The sequence below is a fragment of the Enterobacter sp. 6722112 genome, assembly GCF_058661685.1.
The window spans coordinates 3,695,300-3,711,839 of the sequence record NZ_JBZWGR010000007.1 but is presented as its reverse complement, the minus strand read 5'-3'; the positions used below and the strand labels follow the sequence as shown (position 1 = coordinate 3,711,839).

Genomic DNA, 16,540 nt, shown 5'->3' with positions numbered 1-16,540 from the left:
TACTGGTACAGTGCAACACACTAAAATGCAGAACCACATTTTTCACTGGAGATAAGGCCGCATGGCAACACTAACCACCACCCAAACGTCACCTTCGCTGCTTGGCGGCGTGGTGATCATCGGCGGAACCATCATTGGTGCCGGGATGTTTTCCCTGCCTGTGGTCATGTCCGGTGCGTGGTTCTTCTGGTCGCTGGCGGCGCTGGTTTTCACCTGGTTCTGCATGCTCCATTCCGGGCTGATGATCCTTGAAGCAAACCTGAACTACCGCATTGGCTCCAGCTTCGACACCATCACCCGAGATCTGTTGGGCAAAGGCTGGAACCTGGTGAACGGGCTGTCCATCGCGTTTGTACTCTATATCCTGACCTACGCGTACATTTCAGCGAGCGGGTCGATTCTGCATCACACCTTCTCAGAGATGTCGCTGAACGTTCCGGCGCGTCTGGCGGGTCTCTGCTTCGCGCTGGTCGTGGCGTTTATCGTCTGGATGAGCACCAAAGCGGTCAGCCGCATGACGGCGATCGTGCTGGGCGCAAAGGTCATCACCTTCTTTCTGACCTTCGGCAGCCTGCTGGGGCACGTCACGCCGGCCACGCTGTTTAACGTTGCGGAAGTGAACACCTCCTACACGCCGTACCTGCTGATGACGCTGCCATTCTGTCTGGCGTCGTTCGGCTACCACGGCAACGTACCGAGCCTGATGAAATACTACGGCAAGGATCCGCGAACCATCGTGAAATGCCTGGTTTACGGCACGCTGCTGGCGCTGGGGCTGTATGTGATCTGGCTGCTGGGGACGATGGGTAACATCCCGCGTCCGGAATTTATCGGCATTGCGCAGAAGGGCGGTAACATTGATGTGCTGGTACAGGCGCTGAGCGGTGTGCTGAACAGCCGCAGCCTGGATCTGCTTCTGGTGGTCTTCTCTAACTTTGCGGTAGCGAGCTCATTCCTCGGCGTGACGCTGGGCCTGTTTGACTACCTGGCGGATCTGTTTGGTTTTGATGACTCTGCTATGGGGCGCTTCAAAACCGCGCTGTTGACCTTCCTGCCGCCGATTGTGGGCGGCCTGCTGTGGCCGAACGGTTTCCTGTACGCCATCGGCTATGCGGGACTGGCGGCCACCATCTGGGCGGCGATTGTACCGGCGCTGCTGGCGCGCAAATCACGTAAGCGCTTCGGCAGCCCGAAATTCCGCGTCTGGGGCGGAAAACCGATGATTGCGCTGATTCTGGTATTTGGTATCGGCAATGCGGTGGTGCACGTGCTGTCGAGTTTTAATCTGTTGCCGGTATATCAGTAAGTTTTTGTGCCGGATGGCGGCTACGCCTTATCCGGCCTACGCGATCCCGTAGGCCCGGTAAGCGAAGCGCCACCGGGCAAAGCAAAAAACTACCCCACCAACTCCTCTTTCACCTGCATCGCTAAATCAAACGAATGCAGACGCGCCTGGTGATCGAAAATCTGGCCGTTAACCATAATCTCATCCGCCTGGGTTTCACGCAGCACCGCCTCCAGCCCGTGACGCACTTTCGCCTTATCACCCACCAGCGACATACTCAGAGCCTGCTGCACGCCATACTGCTCGGAGGCCGACCACAGCTGATGCATATTCTCTACCGGCGGCGGCAACTGGCCCGTCTCGCCGCGACGCAGCTTCACAAACGCCTGCTGCATAGAGGTAAACAGGAATTCCGCGTCGCGGTTGCTGTCGGCGGCAATGATATTGATACACACCATCGCATACGGCTTCTCCAGACGTTCAGACGGTTTGAAGTGCGTACGATAAAGATGCAGTGCCTGATGCAGCATATCCGGTGCGAAGTGGGAAGCGAACGCGAACGGCAGCCCCAGTTGAGCGGCGAGCTGTGCGCTGTACAGGCTTGAGCCTAACAGCCATACCGGGATCTTTTCCCCGTACCCCGGCACAGGACGCACGTGCGGGTTCGGATCCCGCGCGTCAAACCAGTCCACCAGCTCGGCCACATCGCGCGGGAAGTTATCGATATCGCCGCTCATATGGCGACGCAGGGCGCGCATGGTCGGCTGGTCGCTGCCCGGCGCGCGGCCAAGCCCTAGATCAATACGGCCCGGATAAAGGGTATTCAGCGTCCCGAACTGCTCGGCAATCACCAGCGGGGCGTGGTTCGGCAGCATCACACCGCCGGAGCCCAGGTGCAGAGTGGTGGTATTCGCCGCCAGATAGCCAATCAGCACCGAGGTGGCGGCGCTGGCGATGCCCACCATATTGTGGTGCTCCGCCAGCCAGTAGCGGTGATAGCCGCGCTTTTCGGTAAGCTGAGCAAGATCGAGAGAGTGCGTGAAGGCTTCTCTGGCCGAGGAGCCTTGTGGGATCGGCGCCAGATCCAGCACCGAAAACGGAATGGTTTTGTCAGTCATAACAGCTCACTTTGTCGACGGTCAATCTTTAATACTGCATTAAAAAATGATAACCGTTGTTAACAAAGTGAGCCTTTTTTACGCCTGCAATTCCAGCCCGGCGAGACGTCGCCAGTAACCGTTGCAGTCGCTGTTTGCGGTCAACGGTAGCGGCGAGGCGCCGTTTTCGTTGGCGCGGAAGGCGTCCAGCATCGCGAAAACACCGGTATCAAGCGGCGAAAGACGCACCATATCCACCAGCCCGTGCATTGACGCCAGTTCGTTGCCGAGGTTATAGACGTAACCGCTCATGGTCTGAATGCCGTTGAGGACAAACACCTGCTGGTTCTCCTGCGACAGCATACTGCGGCCGTTCGGGTACTTAATGCAGCAGGTTTCGCACTCGTCTTTCGGGCGATCTTCGGAACGTGCGGTGAAGCAGCGGGCAGAGTAGGCCAGCGGCAGATGCCCATAGCTCAGGACTTCCACTTCAAACTTGTTGCGAATGCCCAGCTCTTCGCACTGATTCAGCAGGTTGGCCAGCCAGTCGCGGGAGAGCTCTACTGGCATGCACCAGCGTGTCATCCCCTGTTTGAGCAACAGGCGCAGGGTCACCGCGTTATAGCAGTTCAGCGCATGTCCGGCGACAAACGGCAGCTTACGCTCGGCACACAGGTTTACCACGCCCAGGTCGCTCGCCTCCAGCAGGAACTCACCGTTTTCGACGTAGCGCTTCAGCTCGCCCAGTTCAGAGGACGCCTGCACCAGCGCCAGCGTCGAGAGCACCACCTGCTTGCCGCTGCCGGCCAGGTTTTTCGCCATATCCAGCCAGTCGCCCACTTTGGTGGCGCGGCGCTTGCTGCACACCGCTTCGCCGAGGTAAATCACATCGGCGCTGCTGTTAGCCGCCTGCTGGTAAAAATCTTCCAGCGTCTCTTTTGGCCAGTAGTAAAGCACCGGCCCTAATGAATATTTCATGATTATCTCACTGCCATTTACGGTGGTACGCGCCGAGCGTAGTTTGGGTGCCTTCAGACATCGCGCCGAGCGTCTCCATCCAGGCCGCTTGTGGAGCATAGTTTTGCGGGTCCGCCATGCAGCGGTCGATGGCCTGACGCCACACCTTCGCCACCTGGCTCACGTAGGCCGGGCTGCGCTGGCGGCCTTCGATTTTCACCGAGGCAATATTGGCGGCCAGCAGTTCCGGCAGCAATTCCAGCGTGTTGAGGCTGGTGGGCTCCTCCAGCGCGTGGTAGCGCTCGCCGTCCACCAGATAACGGCCTTTGCACAGCGTCGGGTAGCCCGCGTTTTCACCGTCCTGATAGCGGTCAATTAACACGTCATTCAGGCGTGACTCCAGTCCCTGCGGCGTTTGCTGCCAGCGAACGAAGCGGGCAGGCGAGCAGGCACCGACGGTATTTGGCGATTCCCCGGTGAGATAGGAAGAAAGATAGCAGCGGCCTTCGGCCATGATGCACAGGCTGCCGAAGGCAAAAACCTCCAGCGGCACTGGCGTGACGCGCGCCAGTTGCTTAACCTGATGAATAGAGAGCACGCGCGGCAGCACCACGCGGGCTACGTCAAAGTGTCGATGATAAAAACGCACGGCCTCTTCATTGGTGGCCGATGCCTGAACAGAGACGTGGCGCTCAATATGCGGATAACGTTCTGCCGCATACTCAAGCATGGCGAGGTCGGCCAGGATCAGCGCATCGGCGCCCAGCTGGGCCGCCATATCCACGGCGCGCTGCCAGCGGGCATAGCCATCAGGATGGGCAAAGGTATTGATGGCGATGTGCAGTTTGCGCCGGTGCTGGTGAACGAAGTTAACGGCTTCCTGAAGCTTTTTCTCCGTAAAGTTAAGACCCGCAAAATGGCGGGCGTTGGTATCATCTTTCAGCCCGATATAGACCGCATCGGCCCCATTTTCGATGGCCGCCTTAAGCGCCGGAAGGTTTCCGGCAGGGCAGAGCAGCTCCATAATTTATCCCGATGTTGTCGATCGCAGGGATCGTAAAAAATGTTAACGAGCTGGGATTTTAATTAACCCATACGCGACAATTTTTGATTTAAGGCAGCTAATGGCGTATTGATGGCACCAATAATGAGGTATACCGGACAACGGTTTGTTGATTTACGCCGCTATCTTCTTGTCGGGATATGGCAAAATAGCAGGACTATAGCTATCAGGGAGTAAAGCTCGTGCTGGATAAACTGCGTTCACGTCTCGTACAATTTGGTCCATCAATGCTGAGCGTGCCGGTAAAACTGGCGCCGTTCGCGCTTAAACGCCAGGTGCTGGAACAGGTACTGAGCTGGCAGTTCCGCCAGGCGCTACAGGACGGTGAGCTGGAGTTTCTGGAAGGCCGCTGGTTAAAGATTGAAGTGCGCGATATCGGGTTGCGCTGGTTTACTTCCGTTGAGAACGATCGGCTGATCGTCCGTGAAACCGCCGAGGTGGATGTCAGCTTTAGCGCGGATGCCAGCGATCTGCTGATGATTGCCGCGCGCAAACAGGATCCGGACACGCTCTTCTTCCAGCGTCGTCTGGTGATTGAAGGCGACACGGAGCTCGGTCTGTACGTCAAAAATTTAATGGATGCCATTGAGCTGGAGCAGATGCCGAAAGCGCTGCGTATGATGTTGATGCAAATGGCAGATTTCGTTGAGGCCGGGCTAAAAACCCCGCCGGACAGTAAACACACTTCAGTAGGTGAGCCATGCTGATTCGAGTCGAAATTGGGATTGATGCGCCGGGTATCGATGCGTTGTTACGCCGCTCTTTTGCAGGCGACGCCGAAGCCCAACTGGTTCACGATCTTCGCGAAGATGGCCTGATTACGCTGGGCCTGGTTGCCACCGACGATGAAGGGCAGGTGGTCGGCTACGTGGCCTTCAGCCCGGTGATTGTGCAGGGCGAAGAGTTGCAGTGGGTCGGCATGGCGCCGCTGGCGGTGGATGAAAACTACCGTGGCCAGGGCCTGGCGCGACAGCTGGTCTATGAAGGGCTGGATTCCCTGAATGAATTTGGCTATGCCGCTGTCGTCGTTCTGGGCGATCCGGCGTTCTATGAACGTTTAGGTTTTGAGCCAGCGGCTAAACACGATCTGCGCTGCCACTGGCCGAGCACGGAAACATCTTTCCTGGTGCATCCTCTGGCGGATGATGCACTCGACGGCGTTACCGGTCTGGTGGAGTACCACGATCATTTCAATCGTTTTTAAGCAGGCTTTCGCGTAGCGCCTCGAAAGAGCCGTCCCCGTTGACGAGACGCTCTTTCTGGCGCTTCGTCAGCTGCTTGATGCGGTATTCCAGCCTGAGCGCCAGGGATCTGTCGCCCACGGCGGCTGAAAACGCTAACTGAAGTTCACCTTTCCCCCGCAGTGCTTTCGCCCCTTTCCCCGTTTGATGTTGTAAAAAACGCCGTGCTACATCGGTAGTGATCCCGGTGTAGAGTGCGTTATCAGCGGTTCGGACAAGATAGAGAAACCAGCACACGGTAAACAGATTCAGTATGTTAAGGTGAACGCACCATAGCATGAGAGAGAGCGAAAATGGAAACACTGGCCGCCATTAACCGCTGGCTGGCAAAGCAGCATGTCGTGACCTGGTGCGTCTGTAAAGACGAGGAGATGTGGTGCGCAAATGCCTTTTATTACTACGATCCCGAGCGCGTGGCCTTTTACGTGATGAGCGAAGATAAAACGCGGCATGCGCAGATGACGGGCCAGCGGGCAAAAGTGGCGGGCACGGTAAACGGTCAGCCTAAAACCGTTGCGCTGATCCGCGGGGTCCAGTTTAAAGGCGAAATTCGTCGCCTGGAAGGTGAGGAGAGCGACGCGCAACGTAAACGCTATACGCGCCGCTTCCCGGTGGCCGCGGCGCTAAAAGCCCCGGTGTGGGAAATCCGCCTTGATGAGCTGAAATTTACCGACAACACCCTGGGCTTTGGCAAGAAGCTGCACTGGTTACGCGCCGAGCAGGCGTAGCGCTTCACGGTTAAACGCTGGCAGATCGTCCGGTGTACGGCTGGTGATCAGCTGATCGTTATCGTTCACAACTTCCTGATCGTAGAACTCGGCTCCCGCGTTTTTCAGATCGATAACGATCGGCTTCACCGCGGTGAGCTTACGCCCGCGTACCACCTCGGCGCTGATCAGCAGCTGCGGACCGTGGCAAATGGCAAATACCGGTTTACCGGTGCCGACGAAGTCACGGGTAAAGGTGACGAAACGCTCGTCTCCGCGCAGGGAATCCGGTGAATGACCGCCCGGTAACAGCAGGGCGTCGAAATCCGACGGGCTGACGTTATCAATGGATTCGTCAATGGTCACGCTGGCTTCGCCCTTATGGCCCTTCACGGTTTTACCCGCTTCTTTCTCGATGGTGACCACCTCGTGGCCCGCCTTGCGGAATGCCTCTGCTGGCGACGTAAATTCTGAATCTTCAAACTCGTCGGTAATCAAGACTGCGATTTTTTTACCCATGCTTCCTCCGTTGTTTTCGCTTCAGACTGTTTTTTTCCCGTTTGTGGTAAATACTTACCGGTAACAGACTTTTAAGTGTGGTAGAGCAGGCCCAGAACGCAAACGGACAATTCTGTAAAGGGGATAAGATGAGTCAGGTACTGATTACCGGCGCAACCGGGCTGGTGGGTGGACATCTGCTGCGGCTGCTGATCCAGGATCGGCATATCAATTATATCGCCGCCCCGACGCGTCGCCCGCTGTTGGATATCACCGGCGTCTATAACCCGCACGATCCACAGCTCACCGACGCGCTGGCGCAGGTGCAGGATCCCATTGATATCGCCTTTTGCTGCCTTGGCACCACCCGACGGGAAGCGGGTAGTAAAGAAGCTTTTGTCCATGCGGATTACACACTGGTGGTGGATACCGCCCTGACGGCGAAAAAGCTGGGCGCAAAACATTTCCTGGTGGTCAGCGCGCACGGCGCGAACGCAGGCTCGCCGTTTTTTTACAACCAGGTGAAGGGCAAAATGGAAGAGGCGTTAATCGCGCAGAAATGGGAGCGCCTGACCATCGCGCGGCCTTCCATGCTGATGGGGCACCGTGACGAACGTCGTTTTAACGAGTCTTTTTTCGCTCCGCTGTTTCGCATTCTGCCGGGTAACTGGAAGTCCATCGAGGCGCGGGATGTCGCGCTGGCGATGCTAAAAGAGGCGCTGGCTCCGTCGCAGGAGGGGGTTAATATTATCCCTTCGGCAAAACTGCGTGAAATCGCGCAGGGCGAGGCGTAAACTTCCCCGGCTTATTAAATAACACCTTCCGGGGAATGGTATGACTGGTCAGTCTTCATCTCAGGCGGCAACACCTGTTCAGTGGTGGAAGCCCGCACTCTTCTTTCTCGTGGTCATCATTGGCCTCTGGTATGTGAAATGGCAGCCGTACTACGGTAAAGCCTTCACCGCCGCCGACACCCACAGCATCGGTAAATCGATTCTCGCGCAGGCCGATTCCAGCCCGCTACGCGCGGCGTGGGATTACGCCATGGTCTATTTTCTTGCCGTCTGGAAAGCGGCGGTATTGGGCGTATTGCTGGGCTCGCTGATTCAGGTACTTATCCCGCGTAACTGGCTGGTGAAAACCCTGGGACAGCCGCGCTTGCAGGGCACGCTGCTGGGGACGATTTTCTCCCTGCCGGGCATGATGTGCTCCTGCTGCGCCGCACCGGTGGCGGCGGGTATGCGCCGACAGCGTGTGTCGATGGGCGGCGCGCTTGCCTTCTGGATGGGTAACCCCCTGCTGAACCCGGCAACGCTGGTGTTTATGGGCTTCGTTCTCGGCTGGCATTTTGCGTTTATCCGTCTGGCGGCTGGCCTGCTGACGGTGGTGCTTGTCGCTACGCTGGTGCAGCACCTGGTGAAAGACAACGAGGCCGGGCCTGCCTCCGTTGAGCTGGACGTCAGCGAGCCGCAGGGCAGTTTCTTTGCTCGCTGGGGCAAAGCGCTGTGGCAGCTTTTCTGGAGCACCATTCCGGTCTATATCCTGGCCGTACTGGTGCTGGGGGCGGCGCGCGTCTGGCTGTTCCCGCATGCGGATGGCGCTATCGACAACACGCTGATGTGGGTGATTGCGATGGCGGTGGCCGGGTGCCTGTTTGTGATCCCAACCGCGGCGGAGATCCCGATTATTCAGACCATGATGATGGCTGGTATGGGGACCGCACCGGCGCTGGCGCTGCTCATCACGCTGCCGGCGGTGAGCCTGCCGTCGCTTATCATGCTGCGTAAGTCATTCCCGGCGAAAGCGCTGTGGCTGACTGCGGGGCTGGTGGCGTTGAGCGGAGTTATTGTGGGGAGTATGGCGCTTGTGTGAAAAAAGCCCGGCGGCGCTAGCGCTTACCGGGCCTGTAGTCAGGTGGTAATTACTTAATGTAAGTAAAGGCGGTGGTGACGTGTTTCACGCCGCTCACCCGGCTGGCGATATCCGCCGCCGCTTTCCCTTCACGTTCCGTCACCAGACCCAGCAGGAATACTTCGCCGTTCTCCGTGGTCACTTTCACGTTTGAGGATTTCACCTGGTCGGTACCCAGCAGCTGGGAACGCACTTTGGTGGTGATCCAGGTATCAGATGACGCGGTGCCGAGACCAATCGGCTGGCCCTGGCGGATCTCGTTAAACACTTCCGCCGTGCCTTCCACACCCATCGCGATCTGTTTGGCGCGCGAGGCGAGTTCAGGATTTGGCGCCTGGCCTGCCAGCAGCACTTTGCCCTGATAAGCCGTCACGTTGATGCGTGCTTCCTTCTTGATCTGCTCGTCTTTCGACAGCGCACTGTTTACGCGCAGCTCAAGCGTACCGTCATCCACCTGCGTCCCAACGGTGCGCGGATCGGTCGCTGCTTTGGTGCCGACCGCTGCGGTGCCGACTACAGCGGCAGCGATGCATCCCTGAAGCAGTAATGCAGACATCACGACTGCAAGGGCCGATAAAACCTTCATGAGAACTCCTTAATCATCCTGGTGAGGGAAAAGCGTGTTATCGATCAGATCGCATAAGCAGTTCACCGTGAGCATATGCATCTCCTGGATGCGGGCGCTACGGTGCGAAGGAATGCGGATCTCCACATCCTGCGGCCCCAGCAGGCCAGCCAGCTCTCCGCCGTCGTAACCGGTCAGGGCGACAATCGTCATATCCCGGGTCACTGCCGCTTCAACCGCTTTAACGATATCCCGGCTGTTACCGCGCGTGGAGATCGCCAGCAGCACGTCTCCGGCATGGCCTAAGGCGCGCACCTGCTTGGCGTAGATTTCGTCATGCAGACGATCGTTGGCAATCGCAGTTAAGACCACGTTATCGGTGTTTAGTGCAATGGCAGGTAAACTCGGGCGCTCGGTTTCGAAGCGATTGATCATGCTGGCAGCAAAATGCTGTGCGTTAGCAGCGGACGTGCCATTGCCACAACAGAGGATTTTGTTGCCGTTGAGCAGCGACTGAACCAGCGTCATCGCTGCACGCGAGATCGCGTCCGGAAGGGCTTCCGCCGCGGCAATCTGCGTTTGAATGCTTTCTGTGAAGCACACTTTAATTCGTTCGAGCACGGTATCCCTTTAAAATCTTATTTATGCGTCTTCGCCAAACGCGTTTTTAAGCCAGTCGATCGCATTTCCGGTGAAGGCTACCACATCGAAACGGCAATCCACAGTATCAAAACTCCCATTATGGCGGGCAAGCCACAAGTGGGCAGTCTGTAATAATTTTTGTTGTTTGGCGAGCGTCACGCTGGCGGCAGCACCGCCAAAACGGGACGACTGTCGGTAGCGAACTTCAACAAACACGATGGTCTGACCGTCTTTCATGATCAGGTCAATCTCGCCGCCGCGCCCGCGAACGTTGGCGGCGACAAAGCGCAGTCCTTTGCCTTCAAGCCAGCGACGCGCCTTTAACTCCCACGCGTCGCCGGTCTGTTTACGGCTTAACTGGCCGGGACAATCTGCCCCTGCTGGTATTTGAGCCATGATAACTTCCTGTTAATCACACAATCCTGATCGGCGGTCAGATCGCCGGTATTCCCGTTAAGCTCGAAGCCCGGTACCTGACGCATCTGGGTGAAGTGGTTTGCCAGCGCCCAGGCATCGACGCCCATCGCGTACAGACGCGCCAGGGAATAGTCATTGCGCACCGCGCCCAGCGCCTGCTGCATCAACTGCGGGTTGCTGCCTGCCAGCATGGGGATCTCGCTGTATTGCAGTCCTTCCATTTCCAGACGGAAATCCGGGCCTGCGGTACCCTGTGCGCTGCGTGAGCTGGCGTAGAGCGTTGCGCCGCTCTGGCTGCCGTTACGCATGGCGATCATCGGTTTGATAAAGGCGATCTCTTCCGGGGTAGCGACGATGTATGCCGAATCCACTTTACCGCCGCCGCTGATTTGCGCGTCGGTAGGTGGCGCCGGGATCGTCAGACCGCCGATGGTGACGCTCTGCTGCTGCGGCAGGCTGGCGGATACCGGGCTACCGTTGAGGGCAATACCTGCCCCGCCGTTCACGCCCGCTCTCAGTTCGGAAGCTGAGCCAAATTTCTGCTGCAACACCACGCCACCGCCAAGGGTCTGCCACTCTTGCGCAAACGCGTTGGCAACGCGATCGCCCAGCGTGCTGCGTGGGATCAGCAGCAGCGGCGCCTGCTTGCCCTGCTCGTGAATATGGCGGGCCGCATCGCGGGCTTCATCCTCCGGAGAGAGGGCGAAGTAACAGATATTGGCGCGGTTCTGAACCTGCTCAGGCTGGTTAAGCGCCAGCACGTTCAGCGTGGTGTTGCTCTTCATCAGCGCTTCCACGTTGTTTTTCAACAGCGGGCCGACAACGATGCTGGCCCCGTCCTGCTGAACCTGCGCCAGCACCTGGTCAAGCGGCTGGGCGCTGGTGTCGTAGATTTTCAACTCTGCACCAGGATAAGCGCTGGTGGTGGCCACAGCCTGCGGCTGGGTTGCTGGCTGCTGTTCCGGCTGCGCGGTTTGCGGCTGAGGTTGTTCTGCCGTCGCGGGCGCCGGTGTTTCAGCCGGGGCCTGTGTTGCCGCAGGCGCTGGGGTAGCAGGCTGCGTCGTTGGGGCGGTAACCGGATTCTGCATGGTGCCCTGCGCAGGGGTTTGCGCGGTGGTCAGGTCGCTGGTTTCGGCGGCGGACGGGCTGACAACGTCATTCACATTCGCCGCCTGTGCAGCCTGCGCCGGAACCGCGCTGCCGCTGACGGCGGTGGTGCCGTTTTTCGCGGCTTCAAAACCTTGCTGAATGGCGCGACCAAACACCGCAGCCTGACCGTTTAACGGCAGCAGCAGGGCGATTTTGCTGGTGGAGGCGGGCTTAAAGTTTTGCACGTTCACCAGCTGCGTTGGCAGCATTTTCGCTCCCGGGTTTTGCGGGTAACGCTTTTGCCAGTCGGTAATGCCGGCTTTCAGCATGTTCGGATCGCTGCGGTTGTTGAACCACATCTGTTGCAGATCCAGCCAGCCTTGCAGGACATTTTCATCGGCGTTGATTACCAGCGCCTTGGCCTGATCCTGGGTCATGGAGGCGAGCGCCTGCCAGGTTGCGTCAATATTTTTTTGCTTGTCTGCACCCGCGAGCAGAGGCTCCTGGGCAATCAGCGCGCGGAGTAGCGTCAGGGAAGGGCGACCCTGCTCAGCGGTGATACCGGCCTGCCAGAAACGGGCCTGCTGGTTTTTATCCAGCGTGCTGAGATCGATGGTGCCGAGGATCTTCTTCGCGCCGTCGTAATCTTTTTGCGCGACCTTCAGTTCTGCCGACAGCAGCGTCTGCTCATGGCGCTGAGTGTCGTTAAGATCCTGCGGCAGCTGGCTGAACAGCTCGGCGGCCTGCTGGGTTTTCCCTTCTTTCAGCAGTGCACGAATGGCGAGTAATTGCCAGTTGATCCTGGTATCATTTGTACTCTGCGACATTTGTTGCAGATAAAAGCCAGAATCAGCCTGAGCGGATCCCTGCATATGAGCAGTGCTCTGGTCAGGTGCCTGGGTGCCGCAGCCGGTAAAGATCAGGGCTGCCAGCAGGAGGGGCACGCTGTGCGCGGCTTTTTTTCGAAGAAACGTTAACGGTACCATACTGTATCCAGTGATTTTTTTACGCAATGCTCAATATTAAATCGGCAATACGGACGAAACAATGAAACAACACGAAACGGCAGATAATTCTCAAGGCCAGCTTTATATTGTACCTACTCCTATCGGGAATTTGTCTGATATTACCCAACGTGCGCTCACCGTATTGCAAGCTGTTGATTTAATTGCGGCTGAAGACACCCGTCATACCGGTTTACTGCTACAACACTTTGCCATCAACGCCCGTTTGTTTGCCCTGCACGATCACAATGAGCAACAAAAAGCCGAAACGCTGGTGGCGAAGCTTAAAGAAGGGCAGAACATCGCGCTGGTCTCCGATGCGGGAACGCCGCTGATCAACGATCCGGGCTACCATCTGGTACGCACCTGCCGGGAAGCTGGCATCCGCGTTGTGCCGCTGCCGGGGCCGTGCGCGGCGATTGCGGCGTTAAGCGCTGCGGGTCTGCCGTCCGATCGTTTCTGCTACGAAGGTTTCCTGCCAGCTAAATCCAAAGGTCGCCGCGATGTATTAAAGGATCTGGAAGCCGAACCGCGTACGTTGATCTTCTACGAATCCACTCACCGTCTGCTGGAAAGCCTGGAGGATATGGTGACCGTCTGGGGCGAAGGGCGCTACGTGGTGCTGGCGCGCGAGCTGACCAAAACGTGGGAAACCATTCACGGTGCGCCGGTCGGCGAACTGCTGGCGTGGGTGAAAGAAGACGAAAACCGCCGCAAGGGCGAAATGGTGCTGATTGTCGAAGGCCACAAAGCGCAGGAAGACGCTCTGCCTGCCGATGCGCTGCGTACGCTGGCCCTGCTACAGGCTGAACTTCCTCTGAAAAAAGCGGCGGCGCTGGCGGCGGAGATCCACGGCGTGAAGAAAAATGCGCTGTATAAATATGCGCTGGAGCAGCAGGGGGAGTAAGACCCTGCCGCCTGTTTTGCCGGGTGGCGGCTTCGCCTTACCCGGCCTACACCGTGTCAAAGCCTCACTATTTCCCCGGCATCGCCTCAAACACCAGCGTTTCCAGCGGTTGCAGCGTAATCACCACAGCGTTTTTATACTCCTCTGGTACGGTCGAATTACTGCCGTACACGGCTTTCAGGGTAAACTGGGAACGCTCTCCTGCCGGGATCTCAAAATCTTTGGTTAAATCCAGGAAGTAACGTTGCGGTTTATCCGACGGGTTTCGTAAGCCAAAAATCGCTTTGTCTTTACTCCATGAGGCCCAGCCGTAAACCTCAAGCGAAGTTGGGTCACCGCCAATCCAGTGAGTATCCACCAGCACGCTGGCATTCTCACGCGACCATTTCGCCGCCTGCGCCAGGGTATCCCACTTCGCCTTATTCAGCATGGACGGCGTAATGTACAGCTCCTGAAGCTGAGTTCCGGTTGCAAAGTAGCTCCAGACCTGATCGGCAAAATCGCTGTCTGTTTGCACTTTCTCGAGTCCATAGTAAGCGTTCTCTGCGCTGACGATCCCGTGGTACATCAGTGAGTTCAGCGGGAACAGCGGACCTTTACGCACGATGGATCGCCAGGTTTCGGCATCGCGGTAGGTCATCCACTGCTGCACTGGCGTGCCGGGGCCGTACAGGTTGATATCATCGCCCTGACGCCAGATTGAATCAGCATAGAACAGCCAGGACGGGCTGGCGTCGGTGCCGGTGGTCAGGTTGATAAACAGGTTCGGATTTGCGCTGCGCATGTTGTGCAGCAGGGCAATGGACGCGTCAAAATCCGATGCAAATGGGCTGCCCTTGATATGCGAATTGGCGTTACCCATTCCGTCGAGCTTGAACGAGGTAATATGCTCGTTTTTGATCAGCTTGATGATCTGATCGTTAAAGTTTTTAAAATAGTTCGGCCCCGACAGCGCCAGCTTGCCGTCTACGGTTTCGAAACCATACTCTTTTGCATGCGAGACGCGAATATCGCGCGGCTTGTTGTATCCGCCCCACGGAGAAAGCCACAGCCCAACCGAGCTATGCAGGCTGTCGGCTTTTTCCCTGACTTTGCCAAAACCGTTGCTGAATGCCGGGCCAAACAGCCAGCGTCCGGTGCGATCGTCCCAGCCATCGTCCAGCAGGAACGCGTCCAGCGCCACCCCGCGTCCGGCAATAAATTCTTTATTCCATTCGTCCATCCGCCCAATGACATCCTGCTCGGAGTAAGGGGTAAAGAAGCCGATGTCCATCCAGCTGTTGTAGTGCAGGTAAGGCTTATAAGGCCGCGGACGCACGGCATCGATAAACTGGTTTACGCTGCGGCGCAGCTGATTAGTTTCCGGGAAAGTGCCGAACCAGGTGGTAAAACTAACCGGTGTCTCAGGCAGAATTGGCGTTTTCAGCTCCACGTTGAGGTTCGTGGTGGCTTCATAAGCGTAAGTATTCACAATCGGTTTGTCTGGCAGGATGAAGAACGAGTCGGCCACGATTGGCGAGCTGTTAATCGCCCCGTCAACGTAAGGTGCCTGAGACTGCTTCTTCGTCGGGAAGAAGGTAATTTTCGCTACGTCCCGCGGCTGCCCGACGGCGGCGATGGTGTAGCCAATGCTGGCGTATTTTCCCTTCACCAGGTTCAGTTTCACCGTTACGATAAAATCCGGATGCGTAAAGTCGATGACTATCGCATTGTCCTGCTTTTCGACGTGCTTGATTTTGAAATCAGCGGTGTGGATTTTTGTTTCATCCGGTAGCGTCAGAAAGAACAACTCCTGGGGCGTGAGCGGATGGTTAGCTTTGCTGTCCGTTACCACTACCGTTGCGTTTGCATCATCAAACGAAAGGGCAATATTGTCGTTACTGAGCGCGTAGTTTGCTGCCGCCGCACCATGAGAAACACAGAGAGTCAGCAGCGAGAGAGTGAGCATTTTTTTCATCGGGGTAAGATCCTTATCAGTAATGCTTCAGCATTCGGTTGATGGACTGTTCCAGCCAGTAGCGCTGGGTGCCGAAGTTAATACGCAGGTAGTTTTCGCCGTTTTGTACGTAGTGGCTGCCATCTTCAATGACCACGCCAGCCTGTTTTGCGAAATGTTGAGTTAGCGCCGTCGCACTGCGATCGTCCGCACTGACGTCTATCCAGGCGAGATACGACGACTCCGGGTTCATCATCTTCCATGCAGGGAAATGGGTCTGAATGGCATCCGCAAGGTAGCGGGCATTGCCGCGCAGATAACCATTCAGCGCGTCGAGCCATGGCAGACCTTGCTGATAAGCCAGAATAATTCCCCACACGCCGAAGATATTGGGCGAGGTAATGGAGTTCTTCTCCAGCTGCTGGCGGAAACGCTGGCGCAGCGAATCGTCTGGAATCATTGAGTAGGATGTTTTTAGCCCGCCAAGGTTGAAGGCTTTATTGGGGGAGGTCAGCACAATCAGGTTGTCCTGGGCGGCACAGCCCGAAGTCAGACAACTGACGAATGTACCGTCCAGAATGTGCTCGGCGTGAACCTCATCAACCACCAGAATCGTGCCGTAGCGCTTACAGAGATCGGACACCTGACGTATCTCATCCGCGCGCCAGATTCGGCCCGAGGGGTTATGCGGCGAGCAGAAGAACCACAGTTTTGGACGGTGAGTTTTGAGCTGAACTTCAATCAGATTAAAATCCAGCTGATAGCGGTTTTCCTTCACGCTCAGCGGATTTGCAAGCACCCGCACGCCCTGTCGCTGTGTCGCCATCGCAAACGGGTCATACACCGGGGTATTCATCATCACGCAGTCGCCGGGTTTGCAGAACGCCTGAACCGTATAGTGCAGCGTGGAAACGGTGCCGTAGGTCAGGGTGATCCATGACTTATGCACCTCAACCTGATGACGGGTGCGCTGGAAGGCGATGACCGCATCGTAGAATTCGTCGAAGCACCAGGTGTAACCGAAGGTGCCATGCTCCACGATGCGCTGGAAGCCTTCAATCACGGCGGGTGGCGAGGTGAAATCCATGTCTGCTATCCACAGCGGGATAAATCCCTCCGGGACATCACCGAAACGCGAGCACACAAACGTATGATCCCATTTACGGCATTTATCGCTTTTACGCTCAATGATTCTGTCGAAATCAAACACAACGTCCCCCT

The 16,540-nt window shown here is 57.1% G+C and carries 18 protein-coding genes; 7 read left to right on the top strand and 11 right to left on the bottom strand.

Annotated elements, in window-relative coordinates:
* The first annotated feature begins 61 nt into the window (after nucleotides 1-61).
* Nucleotides 62-1,306 carry a tryptophan permease gene (gene mtr / locus AC4OVU_RS19185; RefSeq protein ID WP_015571971.1) on the top strand — a complete coding sequence of 415 codons (1,245 nt, stop codon included), beginning with the start codon at nucleotides 62-64 and terminating at the stop codon, nucleotides 1,304-1,306.
* Between the two features lie 89 nt (nucleotides 1,307-1,395).
* Here the strand turns inward: mtr and AC4OVU_RS19180 are convergent, their stop codons facing one another.
* The 3 genes from AC4OVU_RS19180 to ubiU all read right to left on the bottom strand — a co-directional run bounded on the left by AC4OVU_RS19180 (nucleotide 1,396) and on the right by ubiU (nucleotide 4,363).
* Complete coding sequence (locus AC4OVU_RS19180; protein WP_110292554.1) at nucleotides 1,396-2,403, bottom strand: luciferase-like monooxygenase; 1,008 nt, start codon at nucleotides 2,401-2,403, stop codon at nucleotides 1,396-1,398.
* A 78-nt stretch (nucleotides 2,404-2,481) separates the two neighbouring features.
* Nucleotides 2,482-3,360, bottom strand: coding sequence for a U32 family peptidase (locus AC4OVU_RS19175; RefSeq protein ID WP_015571970.1), 879 nt, complete (start codon nucleotides 3,358-3,360; stop codon nucleotides 2,482-2,484).
* Nucleotides 3,361-3,367: 7 nt separating this feature from the next.
* Nucleotides 3,368-4,363: a ubiquinone anaerobic biosynthesis protein UbiU gene (gene ubiU, locus AC4OVU_RS19170; protein WP_003861773.1), complete on the bottom strand. Its 996-nt coding sequence runs from the start codon at nucleotides 4,361-4,363 to the stop codon at nucleotides 3,368-3,370.
* 221 nt (nucleotides 4,364-4,584) lie between these two features.
* On the opposite strand from ubiU, the gene ubiT reads away from it, so the two are divergent.
* Together ubiT and AC4OVU_RS19160 are read left to right on the top strand one after the other, a co-directional pair.
* On the top strand, nucleotides 4,585-5,109 hold the full coding sequence (ubiT, locus tag AC4OVU_RS19165) for a ubiquinone anaerobic biosynthesis accessory factor UbiT (protein WP_063405147.1): 525 nt from the start codon (nucleotides 4,585-4,587) through the stop codon (nucleotides 5,107-5,109).
* Nucleotides 5,103-5,606 carry a GNAT family N-acetyltransferase gene (locus AC4OVU_RS19160; RefSeq protein ID WP_110292555.1) on the top strand — a complete coding sequence of 168 codons (504 nt, stop codon included), beginning with the start codon at nucleotides 5,103-5,105 and terminating at the stop codon, nucleotides 5,604-5,606. Before ubiT ends, AC4OVU_RS19160 begins: the two co-directional genes overlap by 7 nt.
* On the opposite strand, the gene AC4OVU_RS19155 is transcribed toward AC4OVU_RS19160, so the two are convergent.
* Nucleotides 5,593-5,922, bottom strand: coding sequence for a GIY-YIG nuclease family protein (locus AC4OVU_RS19155; RefSeq protein ID WP_003861768.1), 330 nt, complete (start codon nucleotides 5,920-5,922; stop codon nucleotides 5,593-5,595). The genes AC4OVU_RS19160 and AC4OVU_RS19155 overlap by 14 nt on opposite strands.
* Before the next feature lie 14 nt (nucleotides 5,923-5,936).
* Here AC4OVU_RS19155 and AC4OVU_RS19150 point away from each other — a divergent pair, with 14 nt between their 5' ends.
* Complete coding sequence (locus AC4OVU_RS19150) at nucleotides 5,937-6,371, top strand: YhbP family protein (protein WP_015571966.1); 435 nt, start codon at nucleotides 5,937-5,939, stop codon at nucleotides 6,369-6,371.
* On the opposite strand, the gene AC4OVU_RS19145 is transcribed toward AC4OVU_RS19150, so the two are convergent.
* Nucleotides 6,351-6,869: a type 1 glutamine amidotransferase domain-containing protein gene (locus AC4OVU_RS19145; protein ID WP_015571965.1), complete on the bottom strand. Its 519-nt coding sequence runs from the start codon at nucleotides 6,867-6,869 to the stop codon at nucleotides 6,351-6,353. The two genes, AC4OVU_RS19150 and AC4OVU_RS19145, sit on opposite strands and share 21 nt — an antisense overlap.
* A gap of 128 nt (nucleotides 6,870-6,997) precedes the next feature.
* Here AC4OVU_RS19145 and AC4OVU_RS19140 point away from each other — a divergent pair, with 128 nt between their 5' ends.
* Nucleotides 6,998-7,642, top strand: coding sequence for an NAD(P)H-binding protein (locus AC4OVU_RS19140; RefSeq protein WP_023304489.1), 645 nt, complete (start codon nucleotides 6,998-7,000; stop codon nucleotides 7,640-7,642).
* Between the two features lie 40 nt (nucleotides 7,643-7,682).
* The gene (locus AC4OVU_RS19135) at nucleotides 7,683-8,720 is read left to right on the top strand and encodes a permease (protein ID WP_023295492.1); all 1,038 of its coding nucleotides are present in this window, start codon (nucleotides 7,683-7,685) and stop codon (nucleotides 8,718-8,720) included.
* Between the two features lie 49 nt (nucleotides 8,721-8,769).
* Here AC4OVU_RS19135 and dolP read toward each other — a convergent pair whose 3' ends face one another.
* Genes dolP through AC4OVU_RS19115 form a run of 4 tightly spaced genes read right to left on the bottom strand, consistent with a single transcriptional unit; the run spans nucleotide 8,770 to nucleotide 12,458 of the window.
* Entirely contained in the window at nucleotides 8,770-9,345 is a 576-nt protein-coding gene (gene dolP / locus AC4OVU_RS19130; protein WP_006812102.1) for a division/outer membrane stress-associated lipid-binding lipoprotein, read from the bottom strand.
* A 9-nt stretch (nucleotides 9,346-9,354) separates the two neighbouring features.
* Nucleotides 9,355-9,945, bottom strand: coding sequence for a DnaA initiator-associating protein DiaA (gene diaA, locus AC4OVU_RS19125; protein WP_003861754.1), 591 nt, complete (start codon nucleotides 9,943-9,945; stop codon nucleotides 9,355-9,357).
* Nucleotides 9,946-9,966: 21 nt separating this feature from the next.
* A complete protein-coding gene (locus AC4OVU_RS19120; RefSeq protein ID WP_003861751.1) occupies nucleotides 9,967-10,362 on the bottom strand; it encodes a YraN family protein in 396 nt (131 codons plus the stop codon).
* A complete protein-coding gene (locus AC4OVU_RS19115; RefSeq protein WP_022651910.1) occupies nucleotides 10,320-12,458 on the bottom strand; it encodes a penicillin-binding protein activator in 2,139 nt (712 codons plus the stop codon). The genes AC4OVU_RS19120 and AC4OVU_RS19115 overlap by 43 nt, the downstream gene beginning before the upstream one ends.
* 61 nt (nucleotides 12,459-12,519) lie before the next feature.
* On the opposite strand from AC4OVU_RS19115, the gene rsmI reads away from it, so the two are divergent.
* Complete coding sequence (gene rsmI / locus AC4OVU_RS19110) at nucleotides 12,520-13,383, top strand: 16S rRNA (cytidine(1402)-2'-O)-methyltransferase (protein ID WP_000809144.1); 864 nt, start codon at nucleotides 12,520-12,522, stop codon at nucleotides 13,381-13,383.
* Between the two features lie 67 nt (nucleotides 13,384-13,450).
* Here the strand turns inward: rsmI and AC4OVU_RS19105 are convergent, their stop codons facing one another.
* Together AC4OVU_RS19105 and AC4OVU_RS19100 are read right to left on the bottom strand one after the other, a co-directional pair.
* Nucleotides 13,451-15,340, bottom strand: coding sequence for an alpha-galactosidase (locus AC4OVU_RS19105; RefSeq protein ID WP_023304487.1), 1,890 nt, complete (start codon nucleotides 15,338-15,340; stop codon nucleotides 13,451-13,453).
* Between the two features lie 16 nt (nucleotides 15,341-15,356).
* Nucleotides 15,357-16,529, bottom strand: a complete 1,173-nt coding sequence (locus AC4OVU_RS19100; protein ID WP_023304486.1) for a MalY/PatB family protein — start codon at nucleotides 16,527-16,529, stop codon at nucleotides 15,357-15,359.
* Nucleotides 16,530-16,540 lie beyond the last annotated feature (11 nt).

Coding starts and splice junctions, on each gene's coding strand:
- AC4OVU_RS19155 (WP_003861768.1), bottom strand. CDS start 5,922: ATGCTATGGTGCGTTCACCTTAACATACTGAATCTGTTTACCGTGTGC.
- rsmI (WP_000809144.1), top strand. CDS start 12,520: ATGAAACAACACGAAACGGCAGATAATTCTCAAGGCCAGCTTTATATT.
- AC4OVU_RS19115 (WP_022651910.1), bottom strand. CDS start 12,458: ATGGTACCGTTAACGTTTCTTCGAAAAAAAGCCGCGCACAGCGTGCCC.
- ubiU (WP_003861773.1), bottom strand. CDS start 4,363: ATGGAGCTGCTCTGCCCTGCCGGAAACCTTCCGGCGCTTAAGGCGGCC.
- dolP (WP_006812102.1), bottom strand. CDS start 9,345: ATGAAGGTTTTATCGGCCCTTGCAGTCGTGATGTCTGCATTACTGCTT.
- mtr (WP_015571971.1), top strand. CDS start 62: ATGGCAACACTAACCACCACCCAAACGTCACCTTCGCTGCTTGGCGGC.
- AC4OVU_RS19180 (WP_110292554.1), bottom strand. CDS start 2,403: ATGACTGACAAAACCATTCCGTTTTCGGTGCTGGATCTGGCGCCGATC.
- AC4OVU_RS19140 (WP_023304489.1), top strand. CDS start 6,998: ATGAGTCAGGTACTGATTACCGGCGCAACCGGGCTGGTGGGTGGACAT.
- AC4OVU_RS19135 (WP_023295492.1), top strand. CDS start 7,683: ATGACTGGTCAGTCTTCATCTCAGGCGGCAACACCTGTTCAGTGGTGG.
- AC4OVU_RS19160 (WP_110292555.1), top strand. CDS start 5,103: ATGCTGATTCGAGTCGAAATTGGGATTGATGCGCCGGGTATCGATGCG.
- AC4OVU_RS19145 (WP_015571965.1), bottom strand. CDS start 6,869: ATGGGTAAAAAAATCGCAGTCTTGATTACCGACGAGTTTGAAGATTCA.
- AC4OVU_RS19105 (WP_023304487.1), bottom strand. CDS start 15,340: ATGAAAAAAATGCTCACTCTCTCGCTGCTGACTCTCTGTGTTTCTCAT.
- AC4OVU_RS19175 (WP_015571970.1), bottom strand. CDS start 3,360: ATGAAATATTCATTAGGGCCGGTGCTTTACTACTGGCCAAAAGAGACG.
- AC4OVU_RS19150 (WP_015571966.1), top strand. CDS start 5,937: ATGGAAACACTGGCCGCCATTAACCGCTGGCTGGCAAAGCAGCATGTC.
- AC4OVU_RS19120 (WP_003861751.1), bottom strand. CDS start 10,362: ATGGCTCAAATACCAGCAGGGGCAGATTGTCCCGGCCAGTTAAGCCGT.